This window comes from Pseudomonadales bacterium (assembly GCA_024234215.1).
In the GTDB taxonomy this organism is placed as follows: Bacteria; Pseudomonadota; Gammaproteobacteria; order Pseudomonadales; family UBA5862; genus JACKOQ01.
In genome coordinates this window covers 340,303-366,350 of record JACKOQ010000002.1, presented here as the reverse complement: position 1 = coordinate 366,350, position 26,048 = coordinate 340,303, and the positions used below count along the sequence as shown (strand labels likewise).

Sequence of the window (26,048 nt, the reverse complement as noted above, 5' to 3'; positions counted from 1 at the left end):
TCAGAAATAATCGTCCTCGCGCTGGTGGCGGACGGCGAGCACGGTCACCGTCCGCTCGCTTTCAATCTCGTACAGGGCCACATACCCTGCCCGCCCGAAGCTGATCACCATCTCGCGCAGCAAGGGGTGTTCCGCCCCGATCTTGCGGCAGGCAAAGGGGAACTCCCGCAGAAAATCGAATGCCTTGGCAATGGCCACCCTGGCGCGCTCGGCCATGGCGAGATCCTGTTCCGCCAGAAAATCGAACAGACGCTGGAGGTCTTCGGCCGCACCGGGCGTCAGGCGCAGCCGGTAGTTCACCGGGATTCGCCCGCCAGCCGCTCCCGCGCCTTGGCGAGCGTGGCGTCCAATCTGGCGAGCATCTCCTCCGTGCCGACGTACTCACTGCTTGCGCGCGCCTCGTCACGCGCGCGCAAGCCACGGGTGATGAACTCGCGCTGCGCCTCGCGCCGCTCGACGTTGAGCCGCACCGACTCCAGCAAAAATGCAGAAAGTGTCTCACCCTCGCACAGCACCGATTCAACGGCGGCACGCAGTTCTCCGGCAACCCGTACCGAGGGCAGGGTGGTGGTTTTCATGCAGACTCCTCATGCATTGCATTTGCGATGCAGCATAGCCTTGGCGATCTTCTCGGACAAGTTTCATTCCCTGCAACCCCAGCGGGCGTGTGATCGAGAGCCTTGGAGACGCTGGCAGCAGATCGGCCACGGCTCACTCCAGCAGGCGATGGGTCGGAAGTCGAGCAGCCTTCTTGTCGAAGGTCACTGTGACTTCGCATTCGGCCCGCTGGTGCAGGATGCCGATCAAGCAATCGGCGAAGTCGGCCGCACTGGCCGAAAAGGTACCGAGCGCCAGCCGCACCCGCGGTGCATCCTGAATCTTGATCTCCTCGCTCGTGAGCAGCGTGCCGAGCACCTCTCCCAGTATCTGCCGTGGGTAGCCGTAACCGCGCTCCAGCACCCAGCAAAGCTCCGCCATGACCAGGTGTGAGACATAACCAGGCTGCTCGCGGCTGCACCTGTGGTCGATGCAGTGGTCGGCCAAGGCGGTCTGCGCCGGGTCGTCCCGCACGATGTAGCGCACCAGCACGTTGGTATCGAGGCCGATCATGCGCCGGCCGCACCCTTGGCGATGGCTTCGTCCATTTCCTCGACAGTCAAAGGCCGCGGAGGCTTGGGCAGCATGCCCTTGAGGCGTTTGACGGAGCCTGTGATGGGCAGCACCCGCACGGTGCCGTCGGCTTCCAGGATGAAATCGAGCCGATCACCGGAACGCAGGTGCAACGCATCGCGCACCGCCTTGGGGATGGTGACCTGGCCTTTGCTGGTCAGCGTCGCTTCCATTTCTTTCCTCCTGACAAATTCCTTACATTGCAGTAAGGATAGGCCGCCCCTGGCAGGCCTACAAGCGCCGTACCAGCAGCAGGCCGCAGCCGAAGGCCTTGGCGGGGCCGATGCCGTGGATCAACGCCTCGTGCAGGCGATCGGTGTCGGTGACGGTCAGCACACCGGCAAAATCGACCGAGGAAAAACGCAGGCGCCGCTCTCTGGGAAGCTGCCGCTTTTCGGCGTGGTTCTGGTAAGCGTCCACGCGCAGCGCCTCTTCATCCAATGCAAACCCGTTACGTTCACCAGACCTGTGCAGCCACAAACTGCAGGTTTGCGCCACCAGGTCATAAAGGGCCGGACGGTCTGCGTCGACCCAATCTGCCCACCGGTCCAGCCCACGGGCTTGTAGCAGCCGCTTTTTCTCCGCCATGACCACATCGTCCCGGCAGGCCTTGCCATCGCGCCGGGTGCGCACCACCGGGTTGGCGCGCAACTCGAATTGCAGGCGCGTTCCCGGAGCGATGCGCGGCGCGTACTCCCGGCTCTGTACCATCCAGGCGCTGTCTGGGCTCACGGGTTGACGTGCCGACACCACGTGGTAACGCGCCATCCCCGTCTGTTCGCTGCGCCGGAACAGAAAGTCGCGCCGGGCATCGGGATTACCCGGAAAGAACCGCCACAGCCACTGATGTTCTTCATACGGCCCGCCCAGCAAGGCATGGGCGGCGTCGCGCTCGCTGCCTGGGGTCGGCGCAATGAGGCTGAAAAACATCGCTACTCCTCCCCGCTTAGCATTGCCACATGCTCGAAGCGGTCGGCGAATTGCCAACCACCGCGCCGGATGAGGCGATCCTTGCGCACAGTAGTGAGGTCGGGTTCCATGCCGGCTTCCATCTGATCGGGCCAAGCCATCTGCCGCAGCGGCTCTGGGCTCTCCAGTGGCAGTTCTCCATGACGGTTGCGCTGGCTCTGCAGATGCTCGTGTTGCCGGAGCCGGTAGGCCTCAAAAGCATCCTTGACGCTCCCGGCGGCAATGAGCCACGGATCAAGCGGTGCCGCCAATGGGCAGGATTTCCGTCCCAGATAGAGCACGAAGTGTGGTTTCGCCAATGCTTCCGCCAGTGTTTGCAGGGAATGCGGCGGGTTTTGCGCTTCCTGTATCGCGACGCGCCAGGCGCCTTCCTGGCGATAGTCGCGGGTGGAGAGCACCGTATTGAGCAGGTGCTTAGGTACGGCCAACTCATCGCGTCGCGTCTGGTGCGGCCGCTTTTTCAGGTCCGCGCGGCCGGGTACCTGCGCGGTGTGGTAGTCGCGCAGTAACGTTCCCGGCGCCACCGTTCCGACGGCGTAGCGATAGCCCTGTCGCAGCCCGGCGTGCGCGGCTTCATCCGTCCGACGGACGCCCAAGGCGGCGCCAAGCAGTCCGATCAAGGCCGATTCGCTTGGCCAGTTGAGGCTGCCGCGGTATTCGCCCACCGCCGTATCACCCCAAGCCGCCAGGGGTGCGTGCAGTTGAAAGAGCAGAAAGTCCATGGTCAGACTCCCTTGACGAAGTCCGTCAGTCCTTGCAGGGAGCCCTCACCGGTCTCGACGTTGAAGCGGTAACGGCCATCGGCACAGGCACCATAAACCTGATCGAAATTCGCGCAGCGGCGATCCAGTGCGGCGACGGCGGCGTCGATCAGACTCAGTTCCTCGCGGGCACGCACCGGCTTCAGGAAGGCCTGCGCCAGCGAGCGTGGTTGCTGGTCGCCTTTTTCGGCCAGTGCGAAGGCTGCGTAGGCACGTGAGGCGAAACTGTTCTGCATGCCGGTCGGCGCGACCTTGGTCACCGCATGGACCAGTGCCTCCAGCGCACGCCCGGTGAGCACGGCATCGCCGCCGAGGTTTTCTTGCAGCAGTTCGCGGTTGATGCACAGATAGAGGTAAAAGACGCCGGCACCATAGCCGCGCTCACCGATGTGGCCAGCGCCGGCATCCTCGCGGCCGTCGTTGAGATCATCCACGGCGCTGAAATAGTCATCCTCCACTGCCGCCTTGTGTACGGTGACGGCGTGGGCGACCTGCACAGCCGCCTCCACGTTGTAGCGTGGCGAATCGGCCAACATGCGCCCGAACATGGCGATGTCCGCCGCCCGCTCCGGTTTGCGCAGCAGGTCGAGCTCTTCCTCGCTGGGGCCGCTGCCGCGCTCTGCACAGTTGCGTGCCAGGGCCATGACGGCTTCGCGCTCTTCCGGACCGAAGTGGGCCAACTGCTCGATTTCGAGATCCTCGTTGTGTTCGGTTTTCTTTTCGGATTTGATCTTGCCGAACTGGCTGGCAATCGCCCGTGTCCATTCTCGGGCAGCCTTTTCGGCAATGCCGTGTTCACGCAGTGCTGCGAAAATCTCCGTGCCCATCCGTTTGGTGCGCGTGCCGATGTGCCCGACCAGGGCTTCCTGAAAAATGCCTGAAGTGCGCCAGGCGCGCTTCAGGCTTTGCGACGAAATCCGCAATCGCAGCGCTTCCCCCACCAGCGCCGTCTTGGGGCGTCCGGTGTCGTCGCGGTTGAGGTTGGCGGGCGGATAGCTGGTCAGCAGATGCAATTGGACGAAACGGCTCATGGTTCGGTCTCCGTGTGAAGTTGGCATTCAGTCGGCTTTCGGTGCAGGCCATTCGTAGTCGTAGGCCCAGGCTTTCTTGACCCGGTCGCCCCAGAACAGCAGGTCATTGGCCAGGGCGGCGATGCCGATGGGCTGTTGAAGCAGCGGCAGCACGCGCCGCAACCCGGTAAAGAGCGCATCGAGATCGGGCGACTCCAACAGCCGCTGAAAGCGCAGCGGACTCACGGCCGGCCGGTCGTCGCCCGGTTTGCGGGCGCTCATCGCTCTGGCGGGTGCGGCATCGCCATCACGCTCGACATGCGCCAACAGGCCGACGATGGCCGCCAGCCGGTCGTTGAGCGGTGAGTTGCCCTCGACCTCCCAACCCGCCGCGCACAGGCGCCGATGGGCGCGCTGGTAGGCGGGGCTGAGGATGATGGCGGTGATGTCATGGGCGCGGCGCAGTTGTGCGCGGTCACCACGCTCATCCTTCAAGCCGGCCCACCAGTCGTGCAGTGCTGCGTGCAGGCGCGGGTTTTTCTGAAAATCGTTGTTCATGCCGCCTCCCTAGGTCAGTGCATGTTCGGTTTCGGTCGGATTGGCTTTGGTCTGGATTGGCAATCCCAAAGCGGTCCGCAGCTTCTTGCCATCCAGATTGCGCTGCAACTGGCGGTAGGCTTCGGCCACGCGGCGCGGGTTCTGCCGCTCGACGGCGCCGGCGCCGACGAATTGCCGATCGAACAGATCGATTGCGACCTGCCGCAACTGCCGGTGCCATTGGGTGGCAAAAGCCTCGGCATCGATCTCACGATCCAGGCGAGCATGGTCGATCGCTTGGCGCAGCAGGCGATAGAAGGGAAGTTCGGTACCGCTCCAGAAGCTGGCGTCGATCGCCGAAAAATCACCCCGCGCCTCGTCATCGAACCAGGCTTGCTTGACCGCGCTGCGCAGAAAAAACACCGTCAGTTCCGCCCCGGCCAACCAGGGCCTGACGGCCTCTTCCACCTCGCGCTGGGTATCGGTCTCGCATTCGGCCAGTCCGTAGAGCGGCAACTGGGCTTCGTACCAACAGCGCGCCTTCATGTTGTCCATGTCGTAGCCAAATGCCCACAGCCGCAGTTGACCTTCGACGTCGCGGCGGCGGCGTTCGCACAGGTGTGACACCACTCGTGCCGGGCGAACGGACTTTTTGCCCTCGGTCTGGCCCAGCACCCAACCGAGCCAGTGGCGATAGCCGATGCCGCCCGGCTGCGGATGGATCGGCAGCCAGTCCTCGCTGTTCTGGTAGTAAGGCGACAACGGGTGATTCCAGGCGCCCTTGTAGTTGAGCCCGTAGTTCCTGGTGACATAGCGCTGCAGCAGGGTGTCGGAGTAGCGGCCGCAGACGCCGCAGTCGCCGGCAACCGTGTCGCTGAAATCGAGGCGGATGCGCCGCGGCATCGCCCAATGGACGTGCGCCGGGTGGGTCTGGATGGGTGCCAGCTCTCCTTTTTCCTTTTGCAGGGTGGCGATGTCTGCCATCCATGGGAAGGTGAAGTGCGTCCGGGCAAGACGGGCATCGCCGGCTTGAGCCAGAAAAACCTCCTGCTCCAGCACGTTCAGCCACAGGTCGTGCCACAGAGTGCGTGCCGGCTGGCAGGCCACCAGCGTGGTCAGCGGGCCGCCACCCCGCAACCCAGTGCGATGGCCGGCGCCACCCGATGGCGCATTGATCTGAAGCGTCAGCAGCGCGGTGGCGGCACAGGTGGGACACAGGGCGGTGATCTGGCCACGCTTGATGAAGTGGTCGGCATTGTTCTTCAGCGTCTGCTCGCCAGGGGCCTCGATCAGCAATGCACCGATGTCGTTGCAGGCACCTTCATTCGAAGCGAGCGTACGGTCCTGCATGAAACGCGCGCCATTGCCGTCAAACTCGAAGGCGGGCCGCAACGGCGCGAACCAGTCGTCCAGGGTCGTGGCGTCCGGTGGCTGCCGAAACCATCCGCGCCACTGCGCGGCGTTCTTGACCGGCGCGGCGGTTTGCAGCAGGCCGATGGCAAACTGCGTCAGTGCGCCATTGAAGTCCGCCCGGTCGGCATCGAAGGCAATCCAGGCGGGATCGCCCAGCGCGGCGGGGGCAATCCAGTGGCGGTGGTTCCCGGCATCGCGCACCGGCAGCCAGGGTTCATCGAGCAGATTCATCGTCCTACCTCAATACGTTCTGCTTACTGACGCTCATCCCCGCTCGCGCGGGGAACGGCGTGGTCAGGACGGTTTTGGACGCCGTCCGCTCACGGCAACATCCGAAGCAGGGAGCCGTTTGGAGGCGGTTTCCTTCGAGTCTTCGGTCTTGCCCAGAGGCCACAAGCTGCACTGTGCCGGGCAATGCGAATATAGTCAAGCATGTTGGTTTTCCAAAAAAATTATTTGAAGCTTAACTCCGCTACATTTGTTTTCTAAAACTTATAATTGCCAAAGTTCTCCGTAAGCCGGAGATGAACCGCATGTCGGCTTACCAATCCGGCCAGCGGCGATACGTTCCCCGCCTACGCGGGGCTCATGTGCTGGATGGATCACCATCCAGCACATCCCCTCCGACCAGACCTGCACGCCTCGAATAGCGGATTCGCTTGTCGCGAAATACGCCTGGCTCAGGGGAGCCCACTGCGTCCGCCTGCCACCCGTCGCGCGTTTCATCCAGCGGCAGCAACACCGACCAACGCCCCTGTCCCGGCAGGGCTTCGCGCACCGCCTCGAGGGCGGCTTTGCGCGAGGCCGATTCGGGCTCGACTGCGCGGGCGATCAGGCGTTCCGCCACTCGCACCGTGCTGTAGGCCCAGGCTTGACGGGGATCGTCATGGTCGGCCCAGGGCCGCAGGCTGTCGCCGTCCCAGCGCGCGAGCACCACGTTGGCCGTGGGCTCGCCGAGCCGGGAGGGCGTTCTGGCTTCACTCCACCAGTCCGTCCCATCGGCGCTGTAGCCAGCCTCGAAGGTGAGGGTGTTGGCCCGCGCCTGGCTGGCATCGGCATAACCCTTGGCCTGGGCACGGTCGGCGCTGTGTTGCAGCCCCTCGGGCGTCTGCGCGTCCTCGCCAAAAACGCTTTCGATCAGCCTGCGCGCGTCCTGCGGCATGGCGATCGAACCGCGGCGCAGCGCCTGGGCCGTCAGCCACAGCTGATCGTGATCCGGATAGACCACCGCGGCTTTGGGGAATGTGCGCTTGAACCAGTCGCCTGCCGGGGTTTCCGTCCAGGCTGGTCCATAGACCCACAGGCACGGCGAACCGCGCCGATCCATTGCCTGCGGCGCGATCAAACGCCGACCCGCCTCATCACGCACATGGCGACACAGGCGGCCAGCGCGCTGGATCATGCGGTCAATGGGCGCCAGATCGGTGACCAGTAGATCGAAGTCGAGATCGAGCGACTGCTCGACCACCTGGGTGGCGATGAGCAGCCGTCCGGCGCGCTCGGCAGGACTGCTTTCGGGGCCGAAATGCATGAGCACCCGCGCTTCGATGTCCAGGCGATCGCACAGCGCGAAACGGGCGTGGAACAGCATCAGGTGTTCATCGGGAATCCGGCCGCGGAACAGCTCGAAGGCATCGAGCGCATCGGCCACCGTATTGCGAATCCAGCAGACACAGCGCCCGGCATCCAGCGCAGCCAGAACGGCGGCGATGAGCTCTTCCTGATCTTCCGCTGAGCGCACCGTCACCGTGCGCATCACTGAGGAGCGCGTGTCGAGCGGGGTTTCGAGCATTCGCTGCGGCGCGCCGCTGTGCCAACTCGTGGCCAGCGGATAGGCCATCTGCGTCAGCGCAGGAATATTCGTGTTACCGCAGCCATGGGCAAAGGCGGCCAGCAGCTTGCGCTTCATGGCAACGGGTAAGGTGGCCGAAAGCAGAATGGCGCTGCCACCGGCGCGGGCGTGAAATTGCAGCAGCACGCAGAGCACGCCCAGCATATAGTCGTCGCAGGCATGGACTTCATCGACCAGCAGCACCTTGTGGCTCAAACCCAGCAGGCGCAGCGATTGATGGCGGCTCTGCAACACCGCGAGCAAGGCCTGGTCCAGCGTTCCTACGCCAGCGGGGGCCAGCAGCGCCCGCTTGTTGTGGTCGGCGAGCCAGGCCGCACAGCGTGCACTGGCGGTTTCGTCCTGTTGAGCACTGTCATGCTCCGCGGTGGTGGGGGGTAGCACCGACCGGGCGAATGCCTCGACGAACCGGCGGTGGCCATGGGCCAACGCAAGACTCGCCTCACCTTCGAACAGGCGCCCATAAACGGCCGCGATACGGCCATACATGGCGTTGGCGGTGGCCATGGTGGGCAGGCCGATGAAAAATCCATCAGCCTGCCCTTGTGCCATCAAGCGGTGGGCGAGCGCCACCGCCGCTTCGGTCTTGCCGGCGCCGGTGACATCCTCCAGCAGGTGAATCTGCGGGCCGGCGGACAGGTCGAGGTCAGCGGCCCAGCACTGCAACGGCGAAGGCAGGGCGATATTCGGGAACAGCTTGCCGAAGGGGAGTTCACTACGGCTGCACACCGGCAACACGCCGCAGTCGCTCAGCGCGAAGGCAGCCTGCTTGCGCGCCTGCTGCCAATAGTCGGCCAACGATTGTTTGGCGCTCTGGTACGGAAAATACCGGGTGTTGGAACCGATCCAGTCGGCCAGCACCGTAAGCCCGGCCAGCCACCAGGACAGATCCCGGCTGATCTCGGCAAAGCGCTCCGCACCGAGCCGCGCAGGTATCTGGCAGGCTGCCTCATCGAGCAGCAGGCCTCGTAGCGCCGTCGCCGCATCCTGTACCGCCGCGCAATCTTCCTGTCGGTGACAGTGGGTTTTCCAGAATCCGCCCGAAAGCGGTGGCTGTCCGTGATGGCCAGTGACCGCGCGCACCCAGGCGTCGAGTCCATCGCGGTATGCGTCGCTGTCCGGCCGGAACCACTGCTCCGTCTCGGCCTGCCCGCTGATTAACCCCTGCCAGAGCAGCCAGCCCAAGCTGTCATGACGCAGGCTGTAGGTTTTGCCCGGCGGGCGTCCGCGCAGCGCCCGGAACAGGTCCGTGCGCTGGCCCTGAAACGCCTCGGTGAACTTGCCCAAGTCATGCAGCGCAAGCCAAAAGGCAATCCACCCCGCGAGTCCGGCCTCATCCCCCAGTGCCACAGCAAACAGCCGCCGCTGTGCCGGCGCGCGCTCCATGTACTCTACCCCCACCGCTGCCACGTCCAGGCAGTGATAAACCAGCGGGTGCCACTTGGGCTCGCCGGGGTAGCCGGGGTCGGCCTTGCCCCAGTAGTGCAGCAGAGAGGATGGGCAATCTGTCTGTTCCTTCATCCCTGAATCCATATGCATTGTGCCGTGCGCAATGATGGACCAATGTCTGGCCCTTTGGCCATCGACGATCGATGTTTGCCAGAGATGGAGATGGTGTAGAGTGCCGGTGCGACCGTCCGCTTCTTCAACGATCGACCCAACAATAATAACCAGGGAGAACTCCGATGAAAGCAGCTCTTTACCGTGGCAGTGACAAGCCGATCGCCATCGAGGAGATCGAGATCGACGCACCCGAAGGCAGCGAAGTGCTGGTCGATGTCACCGCCTGTGGCGTCTGCCACAGTGACCTGCATGTGATGGCGCGAATGCCGCAGACGCCGGTGCCGATGGTGTTCGGCCACGAGGCTGCCGGCGTCGTGCGTGCGGTGGGCAAGGATGTGACCAGCGTGGCAGCGGGCGACCATGTCATCGTCGCCTTCCGCGGTGCCTGCGGCAAGTGCTTCTACTGCGTGAAAGGCATGCGCAACCTCTGCACCGAATCCGATCTGCCCGACCGGCAGGCAACCGGTCCACGCCCGCGTCTGCGCAAGGAGGGTGCGCCGGTGATGCAGGGGGTGATGGTGGCCGGCTGGGCCCACCAGGTGCTGCTGCCGGAGACCAGCATGGTGAAGGTTCGCAAGGATGCTCCACTCGACAAGGTGAGCCTGATCGGCTGCGGCGTGATGACTGGTGTGGGTGCCGCCATCCACACCGCCAAGGTGGAGCCGGGCAGCGATGTCGCGGTGATCGGCTGCGGCGGCGTCGGCCTCAACGTCATTCAGGGGGCGAGACTGGCTGGTGCACACCGCATCATCGCGGTCGACCTGCTGCCGAACAAGCTGGAGATGGCGCGCGAATTCGGTGCCACCCACTGCGTCGCCGCCGGCGAGGGTGATCCGGTGGCCAAGGTGAAGGAGATCAGCCCCTACCTCGACTACGCCTTCGAGGTGATCGGTCTGCCGGTCACTGTGCAGCAGGCCTTCGCGATGATCCGCCCGGGCGGCATGGCTGTCGTCATCGGGGTGGGCACCGGTCACATTGCCGAGATTCCGCTCGGCGACTTCCTGCAGGAGAAGCGGCTGGTCGGTTCGATCTACGGCTCCGGGCAGGTGCATGTCGACATTCCCCGGCTGGTCGACCTCTACATGGAGGGCAAGATCATGCTCGATCAACTGGTCTCGCAGGTGCGGCCTTTGAACGAGGTGAATCAGGCGATCAAGGCACTGAAAGCGGGCGAAGTGGCGCGCACGCTGTTGTCGATGGCACTGTGATCGCTCACCGGCCAGTCTGAGCAGCCATTCACGCTGTTCAGGCTGGCCTTCAATCCTCCGCAAGCGTTGGGGGGGGCGGTCAGCCACCGCAATCGTGCCCGGTCGGTCCCTTTTGGATGCCTCATGCGCATCTGCGATGCCCTTTCAGGCGCCACAACCGGGCAGATTCGTCGCGATCGGCAGTGCTCTGTGCAGAAAATCACTCCGAAGCAGCCCGTGCAGCAGGGGGCAGACACGAACAGGGAGCGGATTTTGCAGGGTAAAAGGCATTCCACTTGGCATGTCGGCCGATTTTCAGCAACCCCGGCCTCGACTAGAATGGTGCACACAAACATTCAATGATGCAGGTTCATGACCCCATTCCATCTGTCGCGCTCTCCCCTGAAAACCACTGCCCTTCGTGTCATGTGTCGCCCACGCCGCTGACCAGTTCCATTCGTATTCACCGCAGGAGCCCCGTTAATGACCGATAAAAAAGCCACCCTGACCATACCGGGAATGGCGCCCATCGAACTGCCCATCTATTCCGGTACGCTGGGTGCTGACGTCGTCGACGTGCGTGACCTGACCAATCGGGGATTTTTCACCTACGATCCGGGTTTTGTCTCGACCGCCTCCTGCGAATCGAAGATCACCTACATCGATGGCGAGCAGGGCGTTCTGCTGCACCGCGGCTACCCGATCGAGCAGTTGGCGGAGCAGTCTGACTATCTGGAGACCTGCTACCTGCTGCTGAAGGGCGAACTGCCCAACCCGCAAGAAAAAGAGGCCTTTGTCAGCACCATCAAGAATCACACGATGGTGCATGAACAGATCCGCTCCTTTTACAACGGTTTTCGCCGCGATGCCCACCCGATGGCGATCATGTGTGGCGTCGTCGGCGCGCTGTCGGCCTTCTATCATGACTCCACCGACATCAACAATCCGCTGCATCGGGAGATCGCGGCCAACCGGCTGATCGCCAAGATGCCGACGATGGCCGCGATGTGCTACAAGTATTCGGTCGGCCAGCCGTTCATGTATCCGCAGAACAGCCTCTCGTATGCCGAGAATTTCCTGCACATGACCTTTGGTGTGCCGTGCGAGCCGGTCAACATCAATCCGGTGCTGGCCAAGGCGATGGACCGCATCTTCATTCTTCATGCCGACCACGAGCAGAACGCCTCGACCTCGACGGTGCGGCTGGCGGGCTCATCAGGCGCCAACCCCTTTGCCTGCATCGCCGCCGGCATCGCCGCGCTGTGGGGGCCGGCCCATGGCGGCGCCAACGAGGCGGTGCTGATCATGCTCGATCAGATCGGTTCGTCGGCCAACATCGACAAGTTCGTGGCCAAGGCCAAGGACAAGAGCGATCCATTCAAACTGATGGGCTTTGGCCATCGGGTCTACAAGAACTTCGATCCGCGCGCCCGGGTGATGCGCCAGACCTGCTACGAGGTGCTCGATCAGCTCGGCATCCAGGATCCCCAGCTCGAACTGGCGATGAAGCTCGAGGAGATCGCGCTGAAGGATCCTTACTTCATCGAGAAGAAGCTCTACCCCAACGTCGACTTCTATTCCGGCATCATTCTGAAGGCCATCGGCATTCCGGTGACGATGTTCACGGTGATCTTCGCGCTGGCCCGCACCGTCGGCTGGATTGCCCACTGGAACGAGATGGTCGGCAACAGCTACAAGATCGGTCGGCCGCGGCAGCTCTACACCGGCGCGCAGGCACGCGACTTCGTGTCGATCGACCAGCGCGGCTGAGTGGCCGCCCTCTCGCAGCGCCATTCGCCATCCATGCACCGGCGATGGCGCTGCTAATGTTCGGGCAGCACCAGTTGCGCGAACAGCGCCTCGACCTCTTCCCGGCTTTTGCAGGCCACCGCCCGATCGACCAGATCGCGGCTGAGGTGCGGAGCAAAAAACTGCATGAAGTCATACATGTAGCGCCGCAGAAAGGTGCCGCGCCGAAAGCCGATTCGGGTGATGCTGGGCTCGAACAGCGCGCTGGCATCCAGTGCGACCAGGTCGCGGTCCTGCAACGGGTCGTAAGCCATCGAGGCCACGATGCCGATGCCGAAACCCAGGCGCACGTAGGTCTTGATCACATCGGCGTCGGTGGCGGTGAACACCACCCTGGGCTTCAGCCGTTCGGCGTTGAAGGCGTCATCCAGTTGTGAGCGGCCGGTAAAGCCGAAGACATAGGTGACGATCGGATAGCGGGAAACCTGTTCCAGCGTGAGCCTGGGCAGTTGCGTCAATGGATGCCCATGCGGAACGACGATGGAGCGGTTCCAGCGATAGCAGGGCATCATCAGCAGGGCATCGAACAGGTCGAGCGCCTCGGTGGCGATGGCAAAATCGACCTTGCCCTCCGCCGCCATTTCGGCGATCTGCATCGGCGTGCCCTGATGCATGTGCAGCGAGACATCGGGATAGCGTGCAATGAACCGCTGAATCGTCGGCGGCAGGGCGTAGCGTGCCTGGGTGTGGGTGGTGGCGATTGACAGGCTGCCCTTGTTCTCGTCGCGAAACTCCTGGGCCAGCTGCCGGATCGACTCGACCCGCTGCAGAATCTCGCCCGCGACTTTCAGCACCGCCTCACCGGCCGGCGTGACATGGGTCAGGTGCTTGCCGTTGCGTGAGAAGATCTCCACCCCCAGTTCATCCTCGAGAGCGCGAATCTGCTTGCTGATGCCCGGCTGTGAGGTGTAGAGGCTCTCGGCAGTCTGCGAGACGTTGAGGTTGTGACGGGCCACTTCCCAGATGTAGCGCAGTTGTTGCAGCTTCATGTCTGCTCCGGTTCGCTGTCGGTTGCCATGTCCGTACCGTGTCTGGGTCGGTCAGTTCAGTTATAACTCAAAACACGATTTATTCCATCTTTGCAGCGTCAGACAGCCAGTCATCCAGCCGAGGCCGTCAGGCATGACTGTAAACGACAAGGGCCTGCATTGCGCAGGCCCTTGTCGGTCTGAATCGGTTCGGAACCGAACGGCGTTTTGCCGTTACATGTTGGGGTAGTTCGGACCGCCGCCCCCTTCAGGCACCACCCAGTTGATGTTCTGGGCCGGATCCTTGATGTCGCAGGTCTTGCAGTGCACGCAGTTCTGCGCGTTGATCTGGAAGCGCTTGTCGCCGTTCGTCTCTTCGACGATCTCATAGACGCCGGCCGGGCAGTAGCGTTGCGCTGGCTCGTCGTAGAGCGGCAGATTGTTTCGCAGCGGCACCGCAGGGTCCTTCAGCGTCAGGTGGCAGGGTTGATCCTCTTCATGGTTGGTGCTGGAGAGGTAGACCGATGACAGCCGATCGAAGCTGATCACCCCATCGGGTTTCGGGTAGACGATCCTGGCGCACTCGGCCGCCGGTTTCATTGCCTTGTGGTCGGGGTCGGGGTTGCGCCAGGTGAAGGGCATCTTGCCGCCGAAGAGGTTCTGGTCGACATAGACAAAAGCAGCACCGAGGAAGGTGCCGAACTTGTGCAGGGCCGGGCCGTAGTTGCGGGTGGCATGCAGCTCCTGATAGAGCCATGAAGTCTCGAACTTCTGCTGCATCTGCGTCAGATCCTTGCCGCCCTCGTCGCCGGCGAAGAGCACCTCGGCCAGCACCTCGGCTGCCAGCATGCCCGACTTCATCGCGGTGTGCGAACCCTTGATCTTGGCGGTGTTGAGCGTGCCCGCCTCACAACCGGCCAGCAAGCCGCCGGGGAACGACATCTTGAGCAGCGACTGCAGACCACCCTTGTTCATTGCCCGCGCGCCATAGGTCAGGCGCTTGCCGCCTTCAAGGTAGTGTCTGATCTTCGGATGCTGCTTCCAGCGCTGGAACTCCTCGAACGGGCTCAAGTGGGGATTGGTGTAGCTCAGCGAGACGATGTAGCCGAGGTAGAGCTGGTTGTTCTCGGCATGATAGAGAAAGCCACCGCCTTCAGTCTGGTTGTCCATCGGCCAGCCCAGCGTGTGCACCACCAGCCCCTGATCGTGCTTGGCCGGGTCGATCTCCCAGATCTCTTTGATGCCGATGCCGTAGTGGCCCGGATCGCGCCCTTCGTCGAGGTTGAATTTTCTGATCAACTGCTTGCCGAGGTGGCCACGGCACCCTTCGGTGAAGATCGTGTACTTGGCATGCAGTTCGTAGCCAGGCGTGAAGCTGTCCTTCTGGCTGCCATCCTTGCCCACACCCATGTCGCCGGTGGCGATGCCTTTGACGCTGCCATCTTCGTTGTACAGGATCTCGGAAGCGGCAAAGCCGGGGAAGATCTCGACACCGAGCGACTCGGCCTGGGTGGCCAGCCAACGGCAGAGGTTGCCGAGGCTGACGATGTAGTTGCCCTCGTTGTGCATCGGCTTGGGGATGAACAGGTTCGGCACCTTCGCCGCGCTGGTCGGGCTCAGCATGTAGTGGAACACGTCACCCTTGACTGGCGTCTTCAGCGGTGCGTCGAGCTCCTGCCAGTTGGGAAACAGCTCATTGAGCGCCGAGGGCTCGAAAACGGCGCCGGAGAGAATGTGCGCGCCGATCTCGGAACCCTTTTCGACCAGGCAGACGGTCAGCTCCTGTCCGGCTTCCTGCGCCAACTGCATCAAACGGCAGGCGGCAGAGAGGCCGGCAGGGCCCCCGCCAACCACCACCACATCAAATTGCATCGATTCACGTTCCACGGCGATCACTCCTCACTCTTGAGCTGGGCTTCTTCCTGGCTGCTTATGTTTCTGCTGAACCTGGCTGGCCGGTCCAGGCGGCCAACCCAGTCATCCACGAAGAACACGAAGAAAATGACAGCGGGCGATTATAGAGCGACCCGGAACAAAGACCAATTCAAAAGATGCGCAGAGCCCCTGCACGGATGCCCTCGAATATTGACCTCGGGCGACTAAACGAGGAGAATCATGCCGCTTTGCGCGTCCGTCATGCCCGGTCATCTGCCGGGTTTTTATTTATTCACAGCTCAATTGGGAAACGGCACATCATGAAGGTTCTTGTCCCGGTAAAGCGCGTCGTTGATGCCAATGTCAAGGTTCGGGTGCTCTCGGACCAGACCGGCATCGACCTGAACAACGTCAAAATGGCGATCAACCCCTTCTGCGAAATCGCCGTCGAAGAAGCGGTTCGCCTGAAAGAGAAAGGGGTCGCCACCGAAATCGTCGCGGTCTGCATGGGCCCCGCCGCCAGCCAGGAGCAGTTGCGCACCGCGCTGGCCCTGGGCGCCGACCGCGCCATCCATGTCGAGACCAATGCCGAACTGCAACCACTGGCCATCGCCAAGCTGCTGAAGGCGGTGTACGACAAGGAGCAGCCGGGCCTCGTCATCTTCGGTAAACAGTCGATCGACGCGGACAACGGCCAGACCGGCCAGATGTTCGCCGCACTGGCCGGTCTGGCCCAGGGCACGCAAGTCTCCAAGATCGAGGTGGCCGGTGGCAGCGTCACGGTGACCCGTGAGGTTGATGATGGCTTGCAGACCATCGAGCTCAAACTGCCGGCAGTGGTGACCGCCGACCTGCGACTCAACGAGCCGCGTTACGCCTCGCTGCCGAACATCATGAAGGCGAAGAAAAAGCCGCTCGATCGGATCACGCCCGAAGATCTGGGTGTCGATGCCGCACCGCGTCTGACCACTGTGAAGGTCGAGCCGCCCGCAGAGCGCAAGGCCGGCATCAAGGTCGAAAGCGTCGAGCAACTGGTTGATAAACTCAAAAACGAAGCGAAGGTGATTTCATGAGTGTTCTAGTCATCGCCGAGCACGACAACAGCACCCTCAAGGGTGCCACGCTCAATACCGTGGCCGCTGCCAAGCAGATTGGTGGCGATGTGGTGGTTCTGGTTGCCGGCAGCGGCTGTGCCGCGGTGGCCGATCAGGCCGCCAAGGTCGATGGCGTCAGCAAGGTGCTGCTGGCCGACAACCCTGCCTATGCCCAGCAACTGGCCGAGAACATGGGCCTGCTGATCGCCGAACTCGGCAAGGGCTACAGCCACATTCTGGCACCGGCCTCCAGCAACGGCAAAAGCGCCCTGCCGCGTGCCGCCGCACTGCTCGACGTGGCCCAGATCTCCGAGATCACTGCCGTGGTCAGCGCCGACACCTTCGTGCGGCCGATCTATGCCGGCAATGCGATGGCCACTGTCAAGTCGGGTGATCCGATCAAGGTGATCACCGTGCGTGCCACCGGCTTCGATGCCGCCAAGGCCGAAGGCGGTTCCGCCGCGGTCGAGGCGGTTGGCACTGCCCACAATGCCGGCGTTTCCACCTTCGTTTCGCAAGAGGTGGTCAAGTCCGACCGTCCTGAGCTGACCGCAGCCCGCGTCGTCATCTCCGGTGGCCGTGGCATGCAGAATGGTGAGAACTTCAAGCTGCTCGAAGGCATCGCCGACAAACTCAATGCCGCCATCGGTGCCTCGCGTGCTGCTGTCGATGCCGGCTTCGTGCCCAACGACATGCAGGTGGGACAGACTGGCAAGATCGTGGCACCCGAGCTTTACATCGCCGTCGGCATCTCCGGCGCCATCCAGCACTTGGCCGGGATGAAGGACAGCAAGGTGATCGTCGCCATCAACAAGGATGAAGAGGCGCCGATTTTCCAGGTGGCCGACTACGGTCTGGTGGCCGACCTGTTCGAAGCGGTCCCCGCCCTCGACAAACTGCTTTGAGCGAGCGGCGGCGTGACGATGAAAAACCCGGCACTGGCCGGGTTTTTCATTTCCAGCAACGATTCAATCAGTGAAAAATGCGCATGAACGGCAAACTGGCCATCATCGGCGGCTCCGGTCTGACCCAGCTCGAGGGTTTTCAGCTGAGCGAGACCCGCCAGATCGACACCCCTTACGGCACCCCCTCGGCACCGATCAGCTGTGGCCACTTTCACGGTCAGGCGCTGCTGTTCCTGCCGCGTCATGGCGCGCAGCATTCGCTGCCGCCCCATCTGATCAACTACCAAGCCAACATGCTGGCACTGCAACAGGCCGGTGCCGACCGCGTCATCGCGGTCAACACGGTCGGTGCCATCCCGGCCAGCCTGCCGCCCGGCATCCTGGTGTTTCCCGATCAGATCATCGACTACACCTGGGGGCGTGCCCACACCTATGCCGACCTGAACCGGGTCGAGCATGTCGACTTCACCCATCCCTACGATGCCGGGTTGCAACAGCAGTTGGTCGAAGCGGCCAGCGCCCTGTCGCTGCCCTACAGTCCAGCCGGTGTCTATGGCTGCACCCAGGGGCCACGGCTCGAAAGCAAGGCCGAGGTCGACCGTCTGGAGCGCGACGGTTGCGACCTGGTCGGCATGACCGGCATGCCCGAGGCGGCACTGGCGCGTGAACTGGGGCTGCGCTACGGTTGCGTCTGCCTGGTGGTCAACCCGGCGGCTGGTCGTGGCAGCGGGCTGATCACGATGGAGGAGATCAACCAGGTGCTGGACAGCGGCATGGCGCATGTCCGCCAACTGCTGGCGCGGCTGCTGCAACAGATGGCCGCTTAGCTGGCTGGTTCAGTCTCCACAGTGAGCAACGGCGCCTGAGCAGCCAGAACCGACGGCGCGGCTGTTGTCGCCGGCACGATTGCGCCTGTTAAAATCCGCCCCCTTTTCTGACCGGCGCAGCGATGCAGCGACTCAATCCTCAACAACTGGCCGCGGTGCACTACATCGACGGCCCACTGCTGGTGCTGGCGGGTGCCGGCAGCGGCAAGACCAGCGTCATCACCCGCAAGATCGCTTATCTGGTGCGTGAGTGTGGCCTGTCGCCGCGGCACATCGCCGCCGTCACCTTCACCAACAAGGCCGCGCGTGAAATGCAGGCGCGCATCAAGCAGCTGTTGCAGAGAGAGGGCGGGGGGCTGATGGTCTCCACCTTTCATACCCTTGGCCTGACGATCGTGCGTCAGGAGTGCAGTCAGCTCGGTCTGCGGCCCGGCTTCTCGATTTTCGACGAGGAGGAGAGCCTGACGCTGATCAAGGAGATCATGCGACGCGACGACGGGGCGCAGGATGAGCAGGTCGCGCTGGTGCGCGGACTCATCTCCAGTGCCAAGTCGGGATTGCAGAGTCCGGAGCAACTGCGGGCCATGGCCGCGACACCGCTCGAAGCGCTGGTGGCGGAGGTGTACCGGCATTATCAGGAGAGTTTGCAGGCTTACAATGCAGTCGATTTCGATGACCTGATCCGCCTGCCGGTCGAGCTGCTGCGCAACGATGCCACGGCGCGGGAGCGCTGGCAGAACCGCATTCACTACCTGCTGGTCGATGAGTATCAGGACACCAACGAGAGCCAGTATCAGCTGATCAAATTGCTGGTGGGCAGCCGTGCGGCGCTGAGCGTGGTCGGTGACGATGACCAGTCGATCTACGCCTGGCGCGGTGCCCGGCCAGAGAACCTGGTCGAGTTGCAGCGCGATTTTCCGACACTCAAGGTGATCAAGCTGGAGCAGAACTACCGCTCGACCGGCACCATTCTCAAGGCGGCCAACACATTGATCAGCCGCAATCCCCATCTGTTCGAGAAGGCCCTCTGGAGCGAACTGGGGCCGGGCGAGCCGATCCGGGTGCTGCGGTTGCCGAATGAAGAGGCCGAGGTCGAACGCATCGTGCACGGCATCATCGAGCGCAACCTGAAGCAGCGGGTCCGTTATGGCGATTGCGCCGTGCTCTATCGTGGCAACCACCAGGCACGGCTGCTCGAACTCAAATTGCAGAGCTTTCGTGTTCCCTACCGCATCAGCGGCGGCACCTCGTTCTTTGCCCGCAGCGAGGTGCGTGACCTGGTCGCCTACCTCAAGCTGATCGTCAATCCGGATGATGACAGTGCCTTTTTGCGCATCATCAATGTGCCGCGCCGCGAGATCGGGCCGGCCACGCTGCGTGCGCTGGCCGAGTATGCCGGTGCGCGCCAGATCAGCCTGCTGGCCGCCTGTGGCGAACTGGGATTGCAGAGTGCGCTGCCGGCACGGGCCCTGGAGAAGCTGCGTCAGTTCCAGCAGTTGCTGGAGCGCAGCCGTCGGCAGATCTTCACCCGCAACAGCCTGACCGCGATTCGCGAACTGGTCGATGAAATCGACTACCCGCAGTGGCTGCGGCAGAACAGCAAGAGCGAGATCACTGCCGAACGGCGCATCGCCAATGTCGAGCTGCTGCTCGGTTCGATCGGTCGCCAACTGGGCGATGACGAAGAGGAACGGGACATCGAATCAGCCGTTGCCCGATTGCTGCTGCTCGACCTGCTCGAACAGCGTGACGAAGAGGAGGACGACAACCGGGTGCAGTTGATGACGCTGCACTCGGCCAAGGGGCTGGAGTTTGCGCATGTCTACATCATGGGCATGGAGGAGGAGCTGCTGCCGCACCGCAACAGCATCGAGCTGGGACAGATCGAAGAGGAGCGGCGGCTCGCCTATGTCGGCATCACCCGTGCCCGCCAGAGCCTGACGCTGACGCTGACCGCCCGCCGCAAGCGCTACCAGGAGCTCTTTACCACCACTCCGAGCCGCTTTCTCGACGAACTGCCAGCGGAGCTGCTCGACTGGGAGGGGCGCAGCGACGAAGATCCCAAGGCCAAACAGCAACGGGGTGCCGCCGCACTGTCGAGCCTGCGGCATCTGCTGGAGCAGTGACCCCTGAATGCAACAGGGGGCCTTCGGGCCCCCTGTTCAGCAAAATCTGCGCGCCTGGAGCGGATTATTTGCTGCCATCCACCATGTACTTGATCGCGCCCTTCAGTTCGTCGTCGCTGCAGGTCATGCACAGCCCCTTGGGCGGCATGGCGTTGAGGCCACTGGTTGCGCTCTTCAGCAGGGTGTCCATCCCCTTGGCGATGCGGGGTGCCCAGGCGGCCTTGTCGCCCAGTTTCGGTGCGCCGGCGGCGCCAGTGCCATGGCAACTGAAGCAGCTGGCCTTGAACACCTCTTCACCACTCTTGGCGGCACTGGCGACCTGCGCGCCAGCGACACCCTGGTTGGCTGCGCACTCCTTGCCTTCGACGCAGACCGAACCAAACGGGTGGATGCGCTCGGCAATCGCGGCTTCGGTGTTGCTGTGGTGGCTGGTGCGGCTCTGCTCCGCGGCGTTGACCGCACCCATCCAACCGGCGCAGGCGATCAGCGCAGTGGCCAGCATTGCGCGCTTGATGGTGATAACAGGATGATTCATCGGGCACATTCTCCAGTTTGGGTCATTGAAAAAACGGATGGCGATCGATCGAAGCCTGTGCCAAGTATAGTCCGATTGCCGTGTGGAATCAGCACCGTGCGCATGGAGCTGGGCAGTGGGCTCTCCCGGTTTCGCCATCCATCCTGCTCAAGGTCAGCGGCCATGGCCGCCTGCCTGGTAAACCTGCCAGGCGGCAGCCATCGCCTCGCCGAGGGAAGTGGTGGTCTGTCTGGCCTGTTCGGTGAGCGTCAACATCCGTGCCGAGACCTCGGCGGCCTGATCGATGGCCTCGCACTGCCGGGTGACCGACTGGTTGATGGTCTCGGAGGCGTGGCGGACCGAGTTGGCCTGCTCCAGCGTCTGTGTGGCGATGCCGCTGACCTCGACCATGTGCTCTTCCAGCGTGGTCACCGTCCCGACCAAGTCGGTGAGCAGATGCAGACAGGCTGCCATGCGCTGCCGCAGATCCTCGATGGCCTGCTGTATCTGCTGGGAGGAGTGGTTCGACTTCCGCGCCAGAGCGCGCACCTCGTCGGCCACCACCGCGAAGCCGCGGCCCGCGTCACCGGCGCGGGCGGCTTCGATGGCGGCATTGAGCGCCAACAGGTTGGTGTGATCGGCGATGTCGGTGATCACCTGGGCCATCTGGCCGATGGCGACGAAGGCCTGGGAGAACTGCTCCATCTCGCCGTGGACCCGCTGCCCTTTGTGTACCGCCTGATGCGACTCCTCCAGCCGCGCGGAGAAAGAGTCGACCAGCCCCACCTGCGCCTGTGCGGTTTCAGCCGCCGTCAGCAGCATCACCTGGCTGTGGCTCTGCACTTCGTCGGCATTGTGTCGTACCTGCGCCATCACGTCGGAGAGAAGATGGGTGCTGTTCTGGATCTGGGCGATCATGCCGTTGAAACGACTGAAGGTCTGACTCAGTGCACTGCGCATCAGGGTGCCATAGGCCAGATAGTGGCCCAGGGTCTGGGTCAGACCCTGTAAGCGGCCTCCGCTTGCTTCTGATTGCGGCGAGCGCCGAAAAAATGTCAACCTGGCCATCATGCAGCCCCATACCAGTCGTCGAGCAGGTCGATGCCGCAGCGCAGGTTCTCAAGCCATGACAGAAAGGGCGCAATGGCGGGTGCCGGGAAGATGGCGCCATGCTGGGGGGCGATGATCTGCGGCTCAAGGCGTCGTACCATGCCGACCCAGCGGCGGCAGACACTCTGACTGACCATGTAGCGGCGATGAAAACCTTCCATGCGCTGGCGGTGGCGATCGAAGTTCTCCACCCGCAGGTAGCGGTCGTTCGGCGGGAAGACCGCGGTGCCGACATCGCCGGAGAAGAGAATCCTCGCGCGGGGATCCCACAGGCTGAGACAACCGACCGAGTGCATGAAGTGCGAGGGGATCAACTGCAACTCCATGCCCGGCAGTGCGATGACGCCACCCCGGTCATCGACCGAGGTGAAGCGGCTCTCGTCGACTTGGCCCAGGTGCGGGACGAACCTTCCCCACAGCTTGGAGAGATGGATCTGGGCTGGAGTGGCGCCGGCCCACAGGGCGATGCCACCGGAGACATCGGGATCCTGATGGGTGAAAAAGATGTGGCGAATCCTGGCGATATCGATGTGTTGCGCCACATTGCCGATCACCCGCGGAAAGACCTGCACCCCGCCCGGATCGAGCAGGATCCCCTCACCCTTGTGGATGATCAGATACTGGTTGGTCTGCACCATCCCTTCATCCTCTTCCTCCTCCCAGCCGAGCCAGATGAAGCGGTGATCCTGATCCTGATAGATGGTTTCGGAGTGGCTCCAGTCTGCCGGTCGCAACTGCGCGCTTGTTCGCATGATTTGCCTCGTTTTGAAAGAATCAGCGGGTGGGGCTGATCATGAGAAGCATAGGAGAATATCTGGAGTCGCTTCGGGCGCGCATTTTCGCCAGATGCCCGCCCGGGCCGCGTTGGAGTCTGTCCTGCGACCTTTGGTTTGCATCTTTGACACAGCGATGGAACTGGCACAATTCGCATCGCAGAGGCGAATTGTGGATGGACTCAGCCGCCGCGACTGCGTAGAATCCGCTGCTCGATCAAGCCTGTACGCGCCCGTAGCTCAGTTGGATAGAGTGTTGGCCTCCGAAGCCAAAGGTCAGAGGTTCAAATCCTCTCGGGCGCGCCATTTTCCCTCCCCCCTCACGATTTCACCCCGCGAGACGTTCGTTCGCTGAACTACTCGGGTTGGGGTCCGGTCCGTCCTGCGCAAAGAGGCAAACAGCCAGCTGCCAAGAGGTGGCGGGAACCGGGCAGATGTCGAGAGGATGGCCGGATCAGCCGTCGAATGCGAACAGCTCGTCGAGGCCGCAGACAGTGATGATCTGCCGCAATGCCTCGGGGGGAGACTGAAAGAGCAGTGGCTTCTGTTGCCGCAGTGCGTGGCGCTGCCAGCCGAGCAGCAGCGAGACCACGATGCTGCTCGGCCGCTCCAGTCGGGCCAGCGAGATTCGCACCGGACTGGCTGAATCATCCAGCAGTTGCTCGCCGCGGCGACGGCACTCGATGACATTGTCGAAGTCGAGTTGGCCGATCAGCTGAATCGAGCCATCGCTGTCGCGGAGGAGTTCGACCGCCATCGCGTCAGCCTTTCCTGGTCACTTTGTTGACCTCGTCCAGCTCGGCCGACCAGCCATCGATCACCTGATCGATGTTCTGCTTCTGATCCATCGAGCTGGCAAACTGACTGCGGAAGGTGAGGCCGAGGTTGATGCCATTGACGATCACATTCTGCACCCGCCACTGTCGGGCATCGTCGAGGAACATCGAGTAGGCGACCGGATAGATGGTCCCATCGTGGCCATGGACCTCCATCATGACGCTGGCCTGACCCGGCTCGTCGCCCGGCTGCGGCCGATAGGGCAGCACCACGATCTTCTGGTTGTCGAAGTTCATGAAGGCCTTGGCATAGGTCTGGAGCATCCGCTCCTTGAACACCCCGGCGAAGCGCTTGCGCTGCGCATCGCTGGCCTGGCGGTAATATTTGCCCATCACTCCCTTGGCAATGCGATCGAAATCCGATGCCGGCGTCATCAGTTGATCGATGGCCTGATAAAAGTGCTGCGGTTCGCGGTCGAAACGGGACTTCTCCTGCAGGATCAGCGCGATCATGCGGTCGGTGATCTGCTGGATCACCTGATCCGGTGGGGGTTCGGCGGCCAAAACCGGACCGGACCAGGGTAACAGCAGCAGGAGGGCGAGCAGCAGGTGACGAATCATCGCATTGATTCCACGCTGAAAATTGGAGTGCGGTCTGGGGCGGGTCACTTCGAGCCGCTCTTGTCGATTGAGCTGGTGAGGAACTTGCCGATCAGATCCTCGAGCACCAAGGCCGACTGGGTGCTCTTGAAGCGATTGCCATCGCTCAGCATCTTCTCTTCGGCACCGATCGAGATGCCGATGTACTGCTGTCCGAGCATGCCCTGGGTGAGGATCATCGCAGCGCTGTCGACGGGCAATGCGTTGACGCTGGCGTTGATCTGCATGGTGACATGGCCGACATAGCGCTGCTGATCGAGGGTGATGGCGGTCACGCTGCCGATCTCGACGCCGGCCACGGTGACCGGGGCACGCACCTTGAGGCCGCCGATGTTCTGAAAGTCGGCGTAGAGGGTGTAGGTGGCCTCGGGAGCGGTCAGTGACAGCCCGCTGACCCGCAGCGCCAGACCCGTCAAGGCCGCGGCGCCGAGCAGCAGAAAGAGTCCGACCAGGATTTCAAGAGTACGTGTCTGCATGGCTAGAGGTTCCCGAACATGACTGCCGTCAGTATGAAGTCGATCCCCAATACTGCCAGCGAAGAGAAGACCACGGTCTTGGTGGTGGCCCGGCTGATTCCCTCGGAAGTGGGGAGGCACTCATAGCCCTGCACCACCGCGATCCAGACCACCACAAAAGCAAAGGCCAGACTCTTGAGCAGGCCGTTGACCACATCATCACGGAAGGAGACATTGGCCTGCATGGTCGACCAGAAGGTGCCGGCATGCAGTCCCAGCCAATCGACCGCCACCAGTTTGCCGCCCCAGACCCCGACCATGCAGAAGATCATGGTCAACAGAGGCAGCGAGATGAAGCCGGCCAGCAGGCGTGGTGCGATGATGCGCCGCAACGGGTCGACACCGATCATCTCCATGCTGGCCAACTGTTCGGTTGCCTTCATCAGGCCGATCTCGGCGGTCAGCGCTGAACCGGCACGTCCGGCGAACAGCAGTGCGGTGACCACCGGTGCCAGTTCCCGGGTCAGGCTCAGGGCCACCAGTTGCCCCACTGCCGAGGTGGTGCCGTAGTCGGAAAGAATGGTGTAGCCCTGCAACCCCAGCACCATGCCGATGAAGAGCCCGGAGACCAGGATGATGACGAGCGACAGCACGCCGACGAAGTGGATCTGCTTCACCAGCAGCGGCAGGCCCTGCAGGCTGGGCCAGACCGCGAGCGAATGCAGCAGCAGGTTGCCGGCACGGCCCCAGATGACCAGGAATTCGAGCGTGGCACGGCCGAGCCGTTGCAGCAGTGCCATCACCATGGCTGCCCCCCGAGCAGGTCGGTTCGATAGTCGGGGGCCGGATAGTGAAACGCGATCGGGCCATCCGGCGAACCGGTCAGGAACTGCCGCACCAGCGCAGAGTCGCTGTTCTTAAGTTCGTCCGGACGGCCCTGACCGATGATCTTGCCGTTGGCGATCACGTAGATGTAGTCGGCAATCTCCATGGTTTCGACCAGATCGTGGGAGACGATCACGCTGGTGATGCCCAGTGCATGGTTGAGCAGTTTGATCAGTTCGACCAACACCCCCATCGAGATCGGATCCTGTCCGGCAAAGGGTTCGTCGTACATGATCATCGCCGGGTCGAGCGCAATCGCCCGCGCCAGCGCTGCCCGGCGCGCCATGCCGCCTGACAGTTCGGCCGGCATCAGGTCGCGGGCACCGCGCAGACCCACCGCATGCAGTTTCATCAGTACCAGGTCGCGAATCATCTCTTCGGGCAGCCGGGTGTGGGCGCGCAGCGGAAAGGCGACATTCTCATAGAGCGAAAGGTCGGTGAAGAGGGCGCCGCTCTGGAACAGCATGCCCATCTTGCGCCGCACCTCGAACAGCCGGCGGCGGTTCAGTCTGGCGATGTCCTCGCCATCGACACGGATGGCGCCGGCATCGGGCCGCAGCTGTGCGCCGATCAGCCGCAGCAGCGTGGTCTTGCCGCAGCCACTCGGTCCCATGACGGCGGTGATGGCGCCGCGGCGGATGTCGAAATCGACATTGTCGAAGATCGCACGGCTGCCGCGACGAAAGGTCAGATTGCGAATCTCGACGAAGTTGTCGGTGGTCCTGGCCATCGGTATCGCGAAACAAAAAGGGCTAGAATGCTCTGGCACGACACACTGGCTGTGTCGTGCCGGCGGAGGCTTTGAAAAAGTT

At 62.9% G+C, this 26,048-nt stretch carries 26 protein-coding genes and 1 tRNA gene; 7 read left to right on the top strand and 20 right to left on the bottom strand.

The features are described 5' to 3' along the window. From H7A13_06095 to cas3, 10 genes are all read right to left on the bottom strand, one after another. Positions 1 to 300, bottom strand: coding sequence for a type II toxin-antitoxin system RelE/ParE family toxin (locus tag H7A13_06095; GenBank protein ID MCP5332914.1), 300 nt, complete (start codon positions 298 to 300; stop codon positions 1 to 3). Next, the gene (locus H7A13_06090) at positions 297 to 578 is read right to left on the bottom strand and encodes a prevent-host-death protein (GenBank protein ID MCP5332913.1); all 282 of its coding nucleotides are present in this window, start codon (positions 576 to 578) and stop codon (positions 297 to 299) included. The genes H7A13_06095 and H7A13_06090 overlap by 4 nt, the downstream gene beginning before the upstream one ends. Before the next feature lie 133 nt (positions 579 to 711). Beyond that, positions 712 to 1,110 (bottom strand): type II toxin-antitoxin system VapC family toxin, encoded by a 399-nt coding sequence (locus H7A13_06085; protein ID MCP5332912.1) that lies wholly within the window; start codon positions 1,108 to 1,110, stop codon positions 712 to 714. Continuing rightward, positions 1,107 to 1,343 (bottom strand): AbrB/MazE/SpoVT family DNA-binding domain-containing protein, encoded by a 237-nt coding sequence (locus H7A13_06080; GenBank protein ID MCP5332911.1) that lies wholly within the window; start codon positions 1,341 to 1,343, stop codon positions 1,107 to 1,109. The genes H7A13_06085 and H7A13_06080 overlap by 4 nt, the downstream gene beginning before the upstream one ends. A gap of 58 nt (positions 1,344 to 1,401) precedes the next feature. Further along, complete coding sequence (gene cas6e / locus H7A13_06075; GenBank protein MCP5332910.1) at positions 1,402 to 2,100, bottom strand: type I-E CRISPR-associated protein Cas6/Cse3/CasE; 699 nt, start codon at positions 2,098 to 2,100, stop codon at positions 1,402 to 1,404. Between the two features lie 2 nt (positions 2,101 to 2,102). Further along, a complete protein-coding gene (gene cas5e / locus H7A13_06070) occupies positions 2,103 to 2,861 on the bottom strand; it encodes a type I-E CRISPR-associated protein Cas5/CasD (GenBank protein MCP5332909.1) in 759 nt (252 codons plus the stop codon). Between the two features lie 2 nt (positions 2,862 to 2,863). Further along, positions 2,864 to 3,931 carry a type I-E CRISPR-associated protein Cas7/Cse4/CasC gene (gene cas7e / locus H7A13_06065; protein MCP5332908.1) on the bottom strand — a complete coding sequence of 356 codons (1,068 nt, stop codon included), beginning with the start codon at positions 3,929 to 3,931 and terminating at the stop codon, positions 2,864 to 2,866. A 27-nt stretch (positions 3,932 to 3,958) separates the two neighbouring features. Beyond that, on the bottom strand, positions 3,959 to 4,468 hold the full coding sequence (casB, locus tag H7A13_06060; protein ID MCP5332907.1) for a type I-E CRISPR-associated protein Cse2/CasB: 510 nt from the start codon (positions 4,466 to 4,468) through the stop codon (positions 3,959 to 3,961). 9 nt (positions 4,469 to 4,477) lie between these two features. Beyond that, a complete protein-coding gene (casA, locus tag H7A13_06055) occupies positions 4,478 to 6,091 on the bottom strand; it encodes a type I-E CRISPR-associated protein Cse1/CasA (GenBank protein ID MCP5332906.1) in 1,614 nt (537 codons plus the stop codon). 355 nt (positions 6,092 to 6,446) lie between these two features. Then, entirely contained in the window at positions 6,447 to 9,230 is a 2,784-nt protein-coding gene (gene cas3 / locus H7A13_06050; protein MCP5332905.1) for a CRISPR-associated helicase Cas3', read from the bottom strand. Positions 9,231 to 9,394: 164 nt separating this feature from the next. Between cas3 and H7A13_06045 the strand changes: the two genes are divergently transcribed. Together H7A13_06045 and gltA are read left to right on the top strand one after the other, a co-directional pair. Continuing rightward, on the top strand, positions 9,395 to 10,480 hold the full coding sequence (locus tag H7A13_06045) for a Zn-dependent alcohol dehydrogenase (GenBank protein MCP5332904.1): 1,086 nt from the start codon (positions 9,395 to 9,397) through the stop codon (positions 10,478 to 10,480). Positions 10,481 to 10,942: 462 nt separating this feature from the next. Then, positions 10,943 to 12,229, top strand: coding sequence for a citrate (Si)-synthase (gltA, locus tag H7A13_06040; GenBank protein MCP5332903.1), 1,287 nt, complete (start codon positions 10,943 to 10,945; stop codon positions 12,227 to 12,229). 53 nt (positions 12,230 to 12,282) lie between these two features. Here the strand turns inward: gltA and cysB are convergent, their stop codons facing one another. Both cysB and H7A13_06030 read right to left on the bottom strand, forming a co-directional pair. Continuing rightward, entirely contained in the window at positions 12,283 to 13,257 is a 975-nt protein-coding gene (cysB, locus tag H7A13_06035; GenBank protein MCP5332902.1) for an HTH-type transcriptional regulator CysB, read from the bottom strand. Between the two features lie 213 nt (positions 13,258 to 13,470). Beyond that, the gene (locus H7A13_06030) at positions 13,471 to 15,123 is read right to left on the bottom strand and encodes an electron transfer flavoprotein-ubiquinone oxidoreductase (protein MCP5332901.1); all 1,653 of its coding nucleotides are present in this window, start codon (positions 15,121 to 15,123) and stop codon (positions 13,471 to 13,473) included. A 308-nt stretch (positions 15,124 to 15,431) separates the two neighbouring features. On the opposite strand from H7A13_06030, the gene H7A13_06025 reads away from it, so the two are divergent. The 4 genes from H7A13_06025 to H7A13_06010 all read left to right on the top strand — a co-directional run bounded on the left by H7A13_06025 (position 15,432) and on the right by H7A13_06010 (position 20,063). Continuing rightward, positions 15,432 to 16,184: an electron transfer flavoprotein subunit beta/FixA family protein gene (locus H7A13_06025; protein ID MCP5332900.1), complete on the top strand. Its 753-nt coding sequence runs from the start codon at positions 15,432 to 15,434 to the stop codon at positions 16,182 to 16,184. Continuing rightward, a complete protein-coding gene (locus H7A13_06020; GenBank protein ID MCP5332899.1) occupies positions 16,181 to 17,110 on the top strand; it encodes an electron transfer flavoprotein subunit alpha/FixB family protein in 930 nt (309 codons plus the stop codon). Before H7A13_06025 ends, H7A13_06020 begins: the two co-directional genes overlap by 4 nt. Before the next feature lie 83 nt (positions 17,111 to 17,193). Further along, positions 17,194 to 17,937, top strand: a complete 744-nt coding sequence (locus H7A13_06015) for an S-methyl-5'-thioinosine phosphorylase (protein MCP5332898.1) — start codon at positions 17,194 to 17,196, stop codon at positions 17,935 to 17,937. 122 nt (positions 17,938 to 18,059) lie between these two features. Then, positions 18,060 to 20,063, top strand: a complete 2,004-nt coding sequence (locus H7A13_06010; GenBank protein ID MCP5332897.1) for a UvrD-helicase domain-containing protein — start codon at positions 18,060 to 18,062, stop codon at positions 20,061 to 20,063. Between the two features lie 64 nt (positions 20,064 to 20,127). Here the strand turns inward: H7A13_06010 and H7A13_06005 are convergent, their stop codons facing one another. The 3 genes from H7A13_06005 to H7A13_05995 all read right to left on the bottom strand — a co-directional run bounded on the left by H7A13_06005 (position 20,128) and on the right by H7A13_05995 (position 22,439). Further along, a complete protein-coding gene (locus H7A13_06005; GenBank protein ID MCP5332896.1) occupies positions 20,128 to 20,565 on the bottom strand; it encodes a cytochrome c5 family protein in 438 nt (145 codons plus the stop codon). Positions 20,566 to 20,751: 186 nt separating this feature from the next. Next, positions 20,752 to 21,636 carry a hypothetical protein gene (locus tag H7A13_06000; GenBank protein MCP5332895.1) on the bottom strand — a complete coding sequence of 295 codons (885 nt, stop codon included), beginning with the start codon at positions 21,634 to 21,636 and terminating at the stop codon, positions 20,752 to 20,754. Between the two features lie 8 nt (positions 21,637 to 21,644). Further along, positions 21,645 to 22,439, bottom strand: coding sequence for an MBL fold metallo-hydrolase (locus H7A13_05995; GenBank protein MCP5332894.1), 795 nt, complete (start codon positions 22,437 to 22,439; stop codon positions 21,645 to 21,647). Positions 22,440 to 22,689: 250 nt separating this feature from the next. Here H7A13_05995 and H7A13_05990 point away from each other — a divergent pair. Continuing rightward, a tRNA-Arg gene (locus H7A13_05990) sits at positions 22,690 to 22,766 on the top strand. A 148-nt stretch (positions 22,767 to 22,914) separates the two neighbouring features. Here H7A13_05990 and H7A13_05985 read toward each other — a convergent pair. The 5 genes from H7A13_05985 to H7A13_05965 are packed head-to-tail and all read right to left on the bottom strand — an operon-like array spanning position 22,915 to position 25,966. After that, on the bottom strand, positions 22,915 to 23,217 hold the full coding sequence (locus tag H7A13_05985; protein MCP5332893.1) for an STAS domain-containing protein: 303 nt from the start codon (positions 23,215 to 23,217) through the stop codon (positions 22,915 to 22,917). A 4-nt stretch (positions 23,218 to 23,221) separates the two neighbouring features. Further along, positions 23,222 to 23,905 carry an ABC transporter substrate-binding protein gene (locus tag H7A13_05980; protein MCP5332892.1) on the bottom strand — a complete coding sequence of 228 codons (684 nt, stop codon included), beginning with the start codon at positions 23,903 to 23,905 and terminating at the stop codon, positions 23,222 to 23,224. Then, the gene (mlaD, locus tag H7A13_05975; GenBank protein ID MCP5332891.1) at positions 23,902 to 24,372 is read right to left on the bottom strand and encodes an outer membrane lipid asymmetry maintenance protein MlaD; all 471 of its coding nucleotides are present in this window, start codon (positions 24,370 to 24,372) and stop codon (positions 23,902 to 23,904) included. The genes H7A13_05980 and mlaD overlap by 4 nt, the downstream gene beginning before the upstream one ends. A gap of 2 nt (positions 24,373 to 24,374) precedes the next feature. Next, complete coding sequence (gene mlaE / locus H7A13_05970; GenBank protein ID MCP5332890.1) at positions 24,375 to 25,151, bottom strand: lipid asymmetry maintenance ABC transporter permease subunit MlaE; 777 nt, start codon at positions 25,149 to 25,151, stop codon at positions 24,375 to 24,377. Beyond that, complete coding sequence (locus H7A13_05965; protein MCP5332889.1) at positions 25,151 to 25,966, bottom strand: ATP-binding cassette domain-containing protein; 816 nt, start codon at positions 25,964 to 25,966, stop codon at positions 25,151 to 25,153. The genes mlaE and H7A13_05965 overlap by 1 nt, the downstream gene beginning before the upstream one ends. Positions 25,967 to 26,048: the final 82 nt, after the last annotated feature.

Excerpts from the sequence above, each read along its gene's own strand:
- H7A13_06080 (MCP5332911.1), bottom strand. The coding sequence starts at position 1,343 with ATGGAAGCGACGCTGACCAGCAAAGGCCAGGTCACCATCCCCAAGGCG.
- H7A13_06025 (MCP5332900.1), top strand. The coding sequence starts at position 15,432 with ATGAAGGTTCTTGTCCCGGTAAAGCGCGTCGTTGATGCCAATGTCAAG.
- H7A13_06085 (MCP5332912.1), bottom strand. The coding sequence starts at position 1,110 with ATGATCGGCCTCGATACCAACGTGCTGGTGCGCTACATCGTGCGGGAC.
- H7A13_06010 (MCP5332897.1), top strand. The coding sequence starts at position 18,060 with ATGCAGCGACTCAATCCTCAACAACTGGCCGCGGTGCACTACATCGAC.
- H7A13_06020 (MCP5332899.1), top strand. The coding sequence starts at position 16,181 with ATGAGTGTTCTAGTCATCGCCGAGCACGACAACAGCACCCTCAAGGGT.
- H7A13_05985 (MCP5332893.1), bottom strand. The coding sequence starts at position 23,217 with ATGGCGGTCGAACTCCTCCGCGACAGCGATGGCTCGATTCAGCTGATC.
- H7A13_06005 (MCP5332896.1), bottom strand. The coding sequence starts at position 20,565 with ATGCTGGCCACTGCGCTGATCGCCTGCGCCGGTTGGATGGGTGCGGTC.
- cas6e (MCP5332910.1), bottom strand. The coding sequence starts at position 2,100 with ATGTTTTTCAGCCTCATTGCGCCGACCCCAGGCAGCGAGCGCGACGCC.
- mlaD (MCP5332891.1), bottom strand. The coding sequence starts at position 24,372 with ATGCAGACACGTACTCTTGAAATCCTGGTCGGACTCTTTCTGCTGCTC.
- cas5e (MCP5332909.1), bottom strand. The coding sequence starts at position 2,861 with ATGGACTTTCTGCTCTTTCAACTGCACGCACCCCTGGCGGCTTGGGGT.
- casA (MCP5332906.1), bottom strand. The coding sequence starts at position 6,091 with ATGAATCTGCTCGATGAACCCTGGCTGCCGGTGCGCGATGCCGGGAAC.
- gltA (MCP5332903.1), top strand. The coding sequence starts at position 10,943 with ATGACCGATAAAAAAGCCACCCTGACCATACCGGGAATGGCGCCCATC.
- H7A13_05965 (MCP5332889.1), bottom strand. The coding sequence starts at position 25,966 with ATGGCCAGGACCACCGACAACTTCGTCGAGATTCGCAATCTGACCTTT.
- mlaE (MCP5332890.1), bottom strand. The coding sequence starts at position 25,151 with ATGGCACTGCTGCAACGGCTCGGCCGTGCCACGCTCGAATTCCTGGTC.
- H7A13_06090 (MCP5332913.1), bottom strand. The coding sequence starts at position 578 with ATGAAAACCACCACCCTGCCCTCGGTACGGGTTGCCGGAGAACTGCGT.
- H7A13_06045 (MCP5332904.1), top strand. The coding sequence starts at position 9,395 with ATGAAAGCAGCTCTTTACCGTGGCAGTGACAAGCCGATCGCCATCGAG.
- H7A13_05995 (MCP5332894.1), bottom strand. The coding sequence starts at position 22,439 with ATGCGAACAAGCGCGCAGTTGCGACCGGCAGACTGGAGCCACTCCGAA.
- cas3 (MCP5332905.1), bottom strand. The coding sequence starts at position 9,230 with ATGAAGGAACAGACAGATTGCCCATCCTCTCTGCTGCACTACTGGGGC.
- cysB (MCP5332902.1), bottom strand. The coding sequence starts at position 13,257 with ATGAAGCTGCAACAACTGCGCTACATCTGGGAAGTGGCCCGTCACAAC.
- H7A13_06015 (MCP5332898.1), top strand. The coding sequence starts at position 17,194 with ATGAACGGCAAACTGGCCATCATCGGCGGCTCCGGTCTGACCCAGCTC.
- cas7e (MCP5332908.1), bottom strand. The coding sequence starts at position 3,931 with ATGAGCCGTTTCGTCCAATTGCATCTGCTGACCAGCTATCCGCCCGCC.
- casB (MCP5332907.1), bottom strand. The coding sequence starts at position 4,468 with ATGAACAACGATTTTCAGAAAAACCCGCGCCTGCACGCAGCACTGCAC.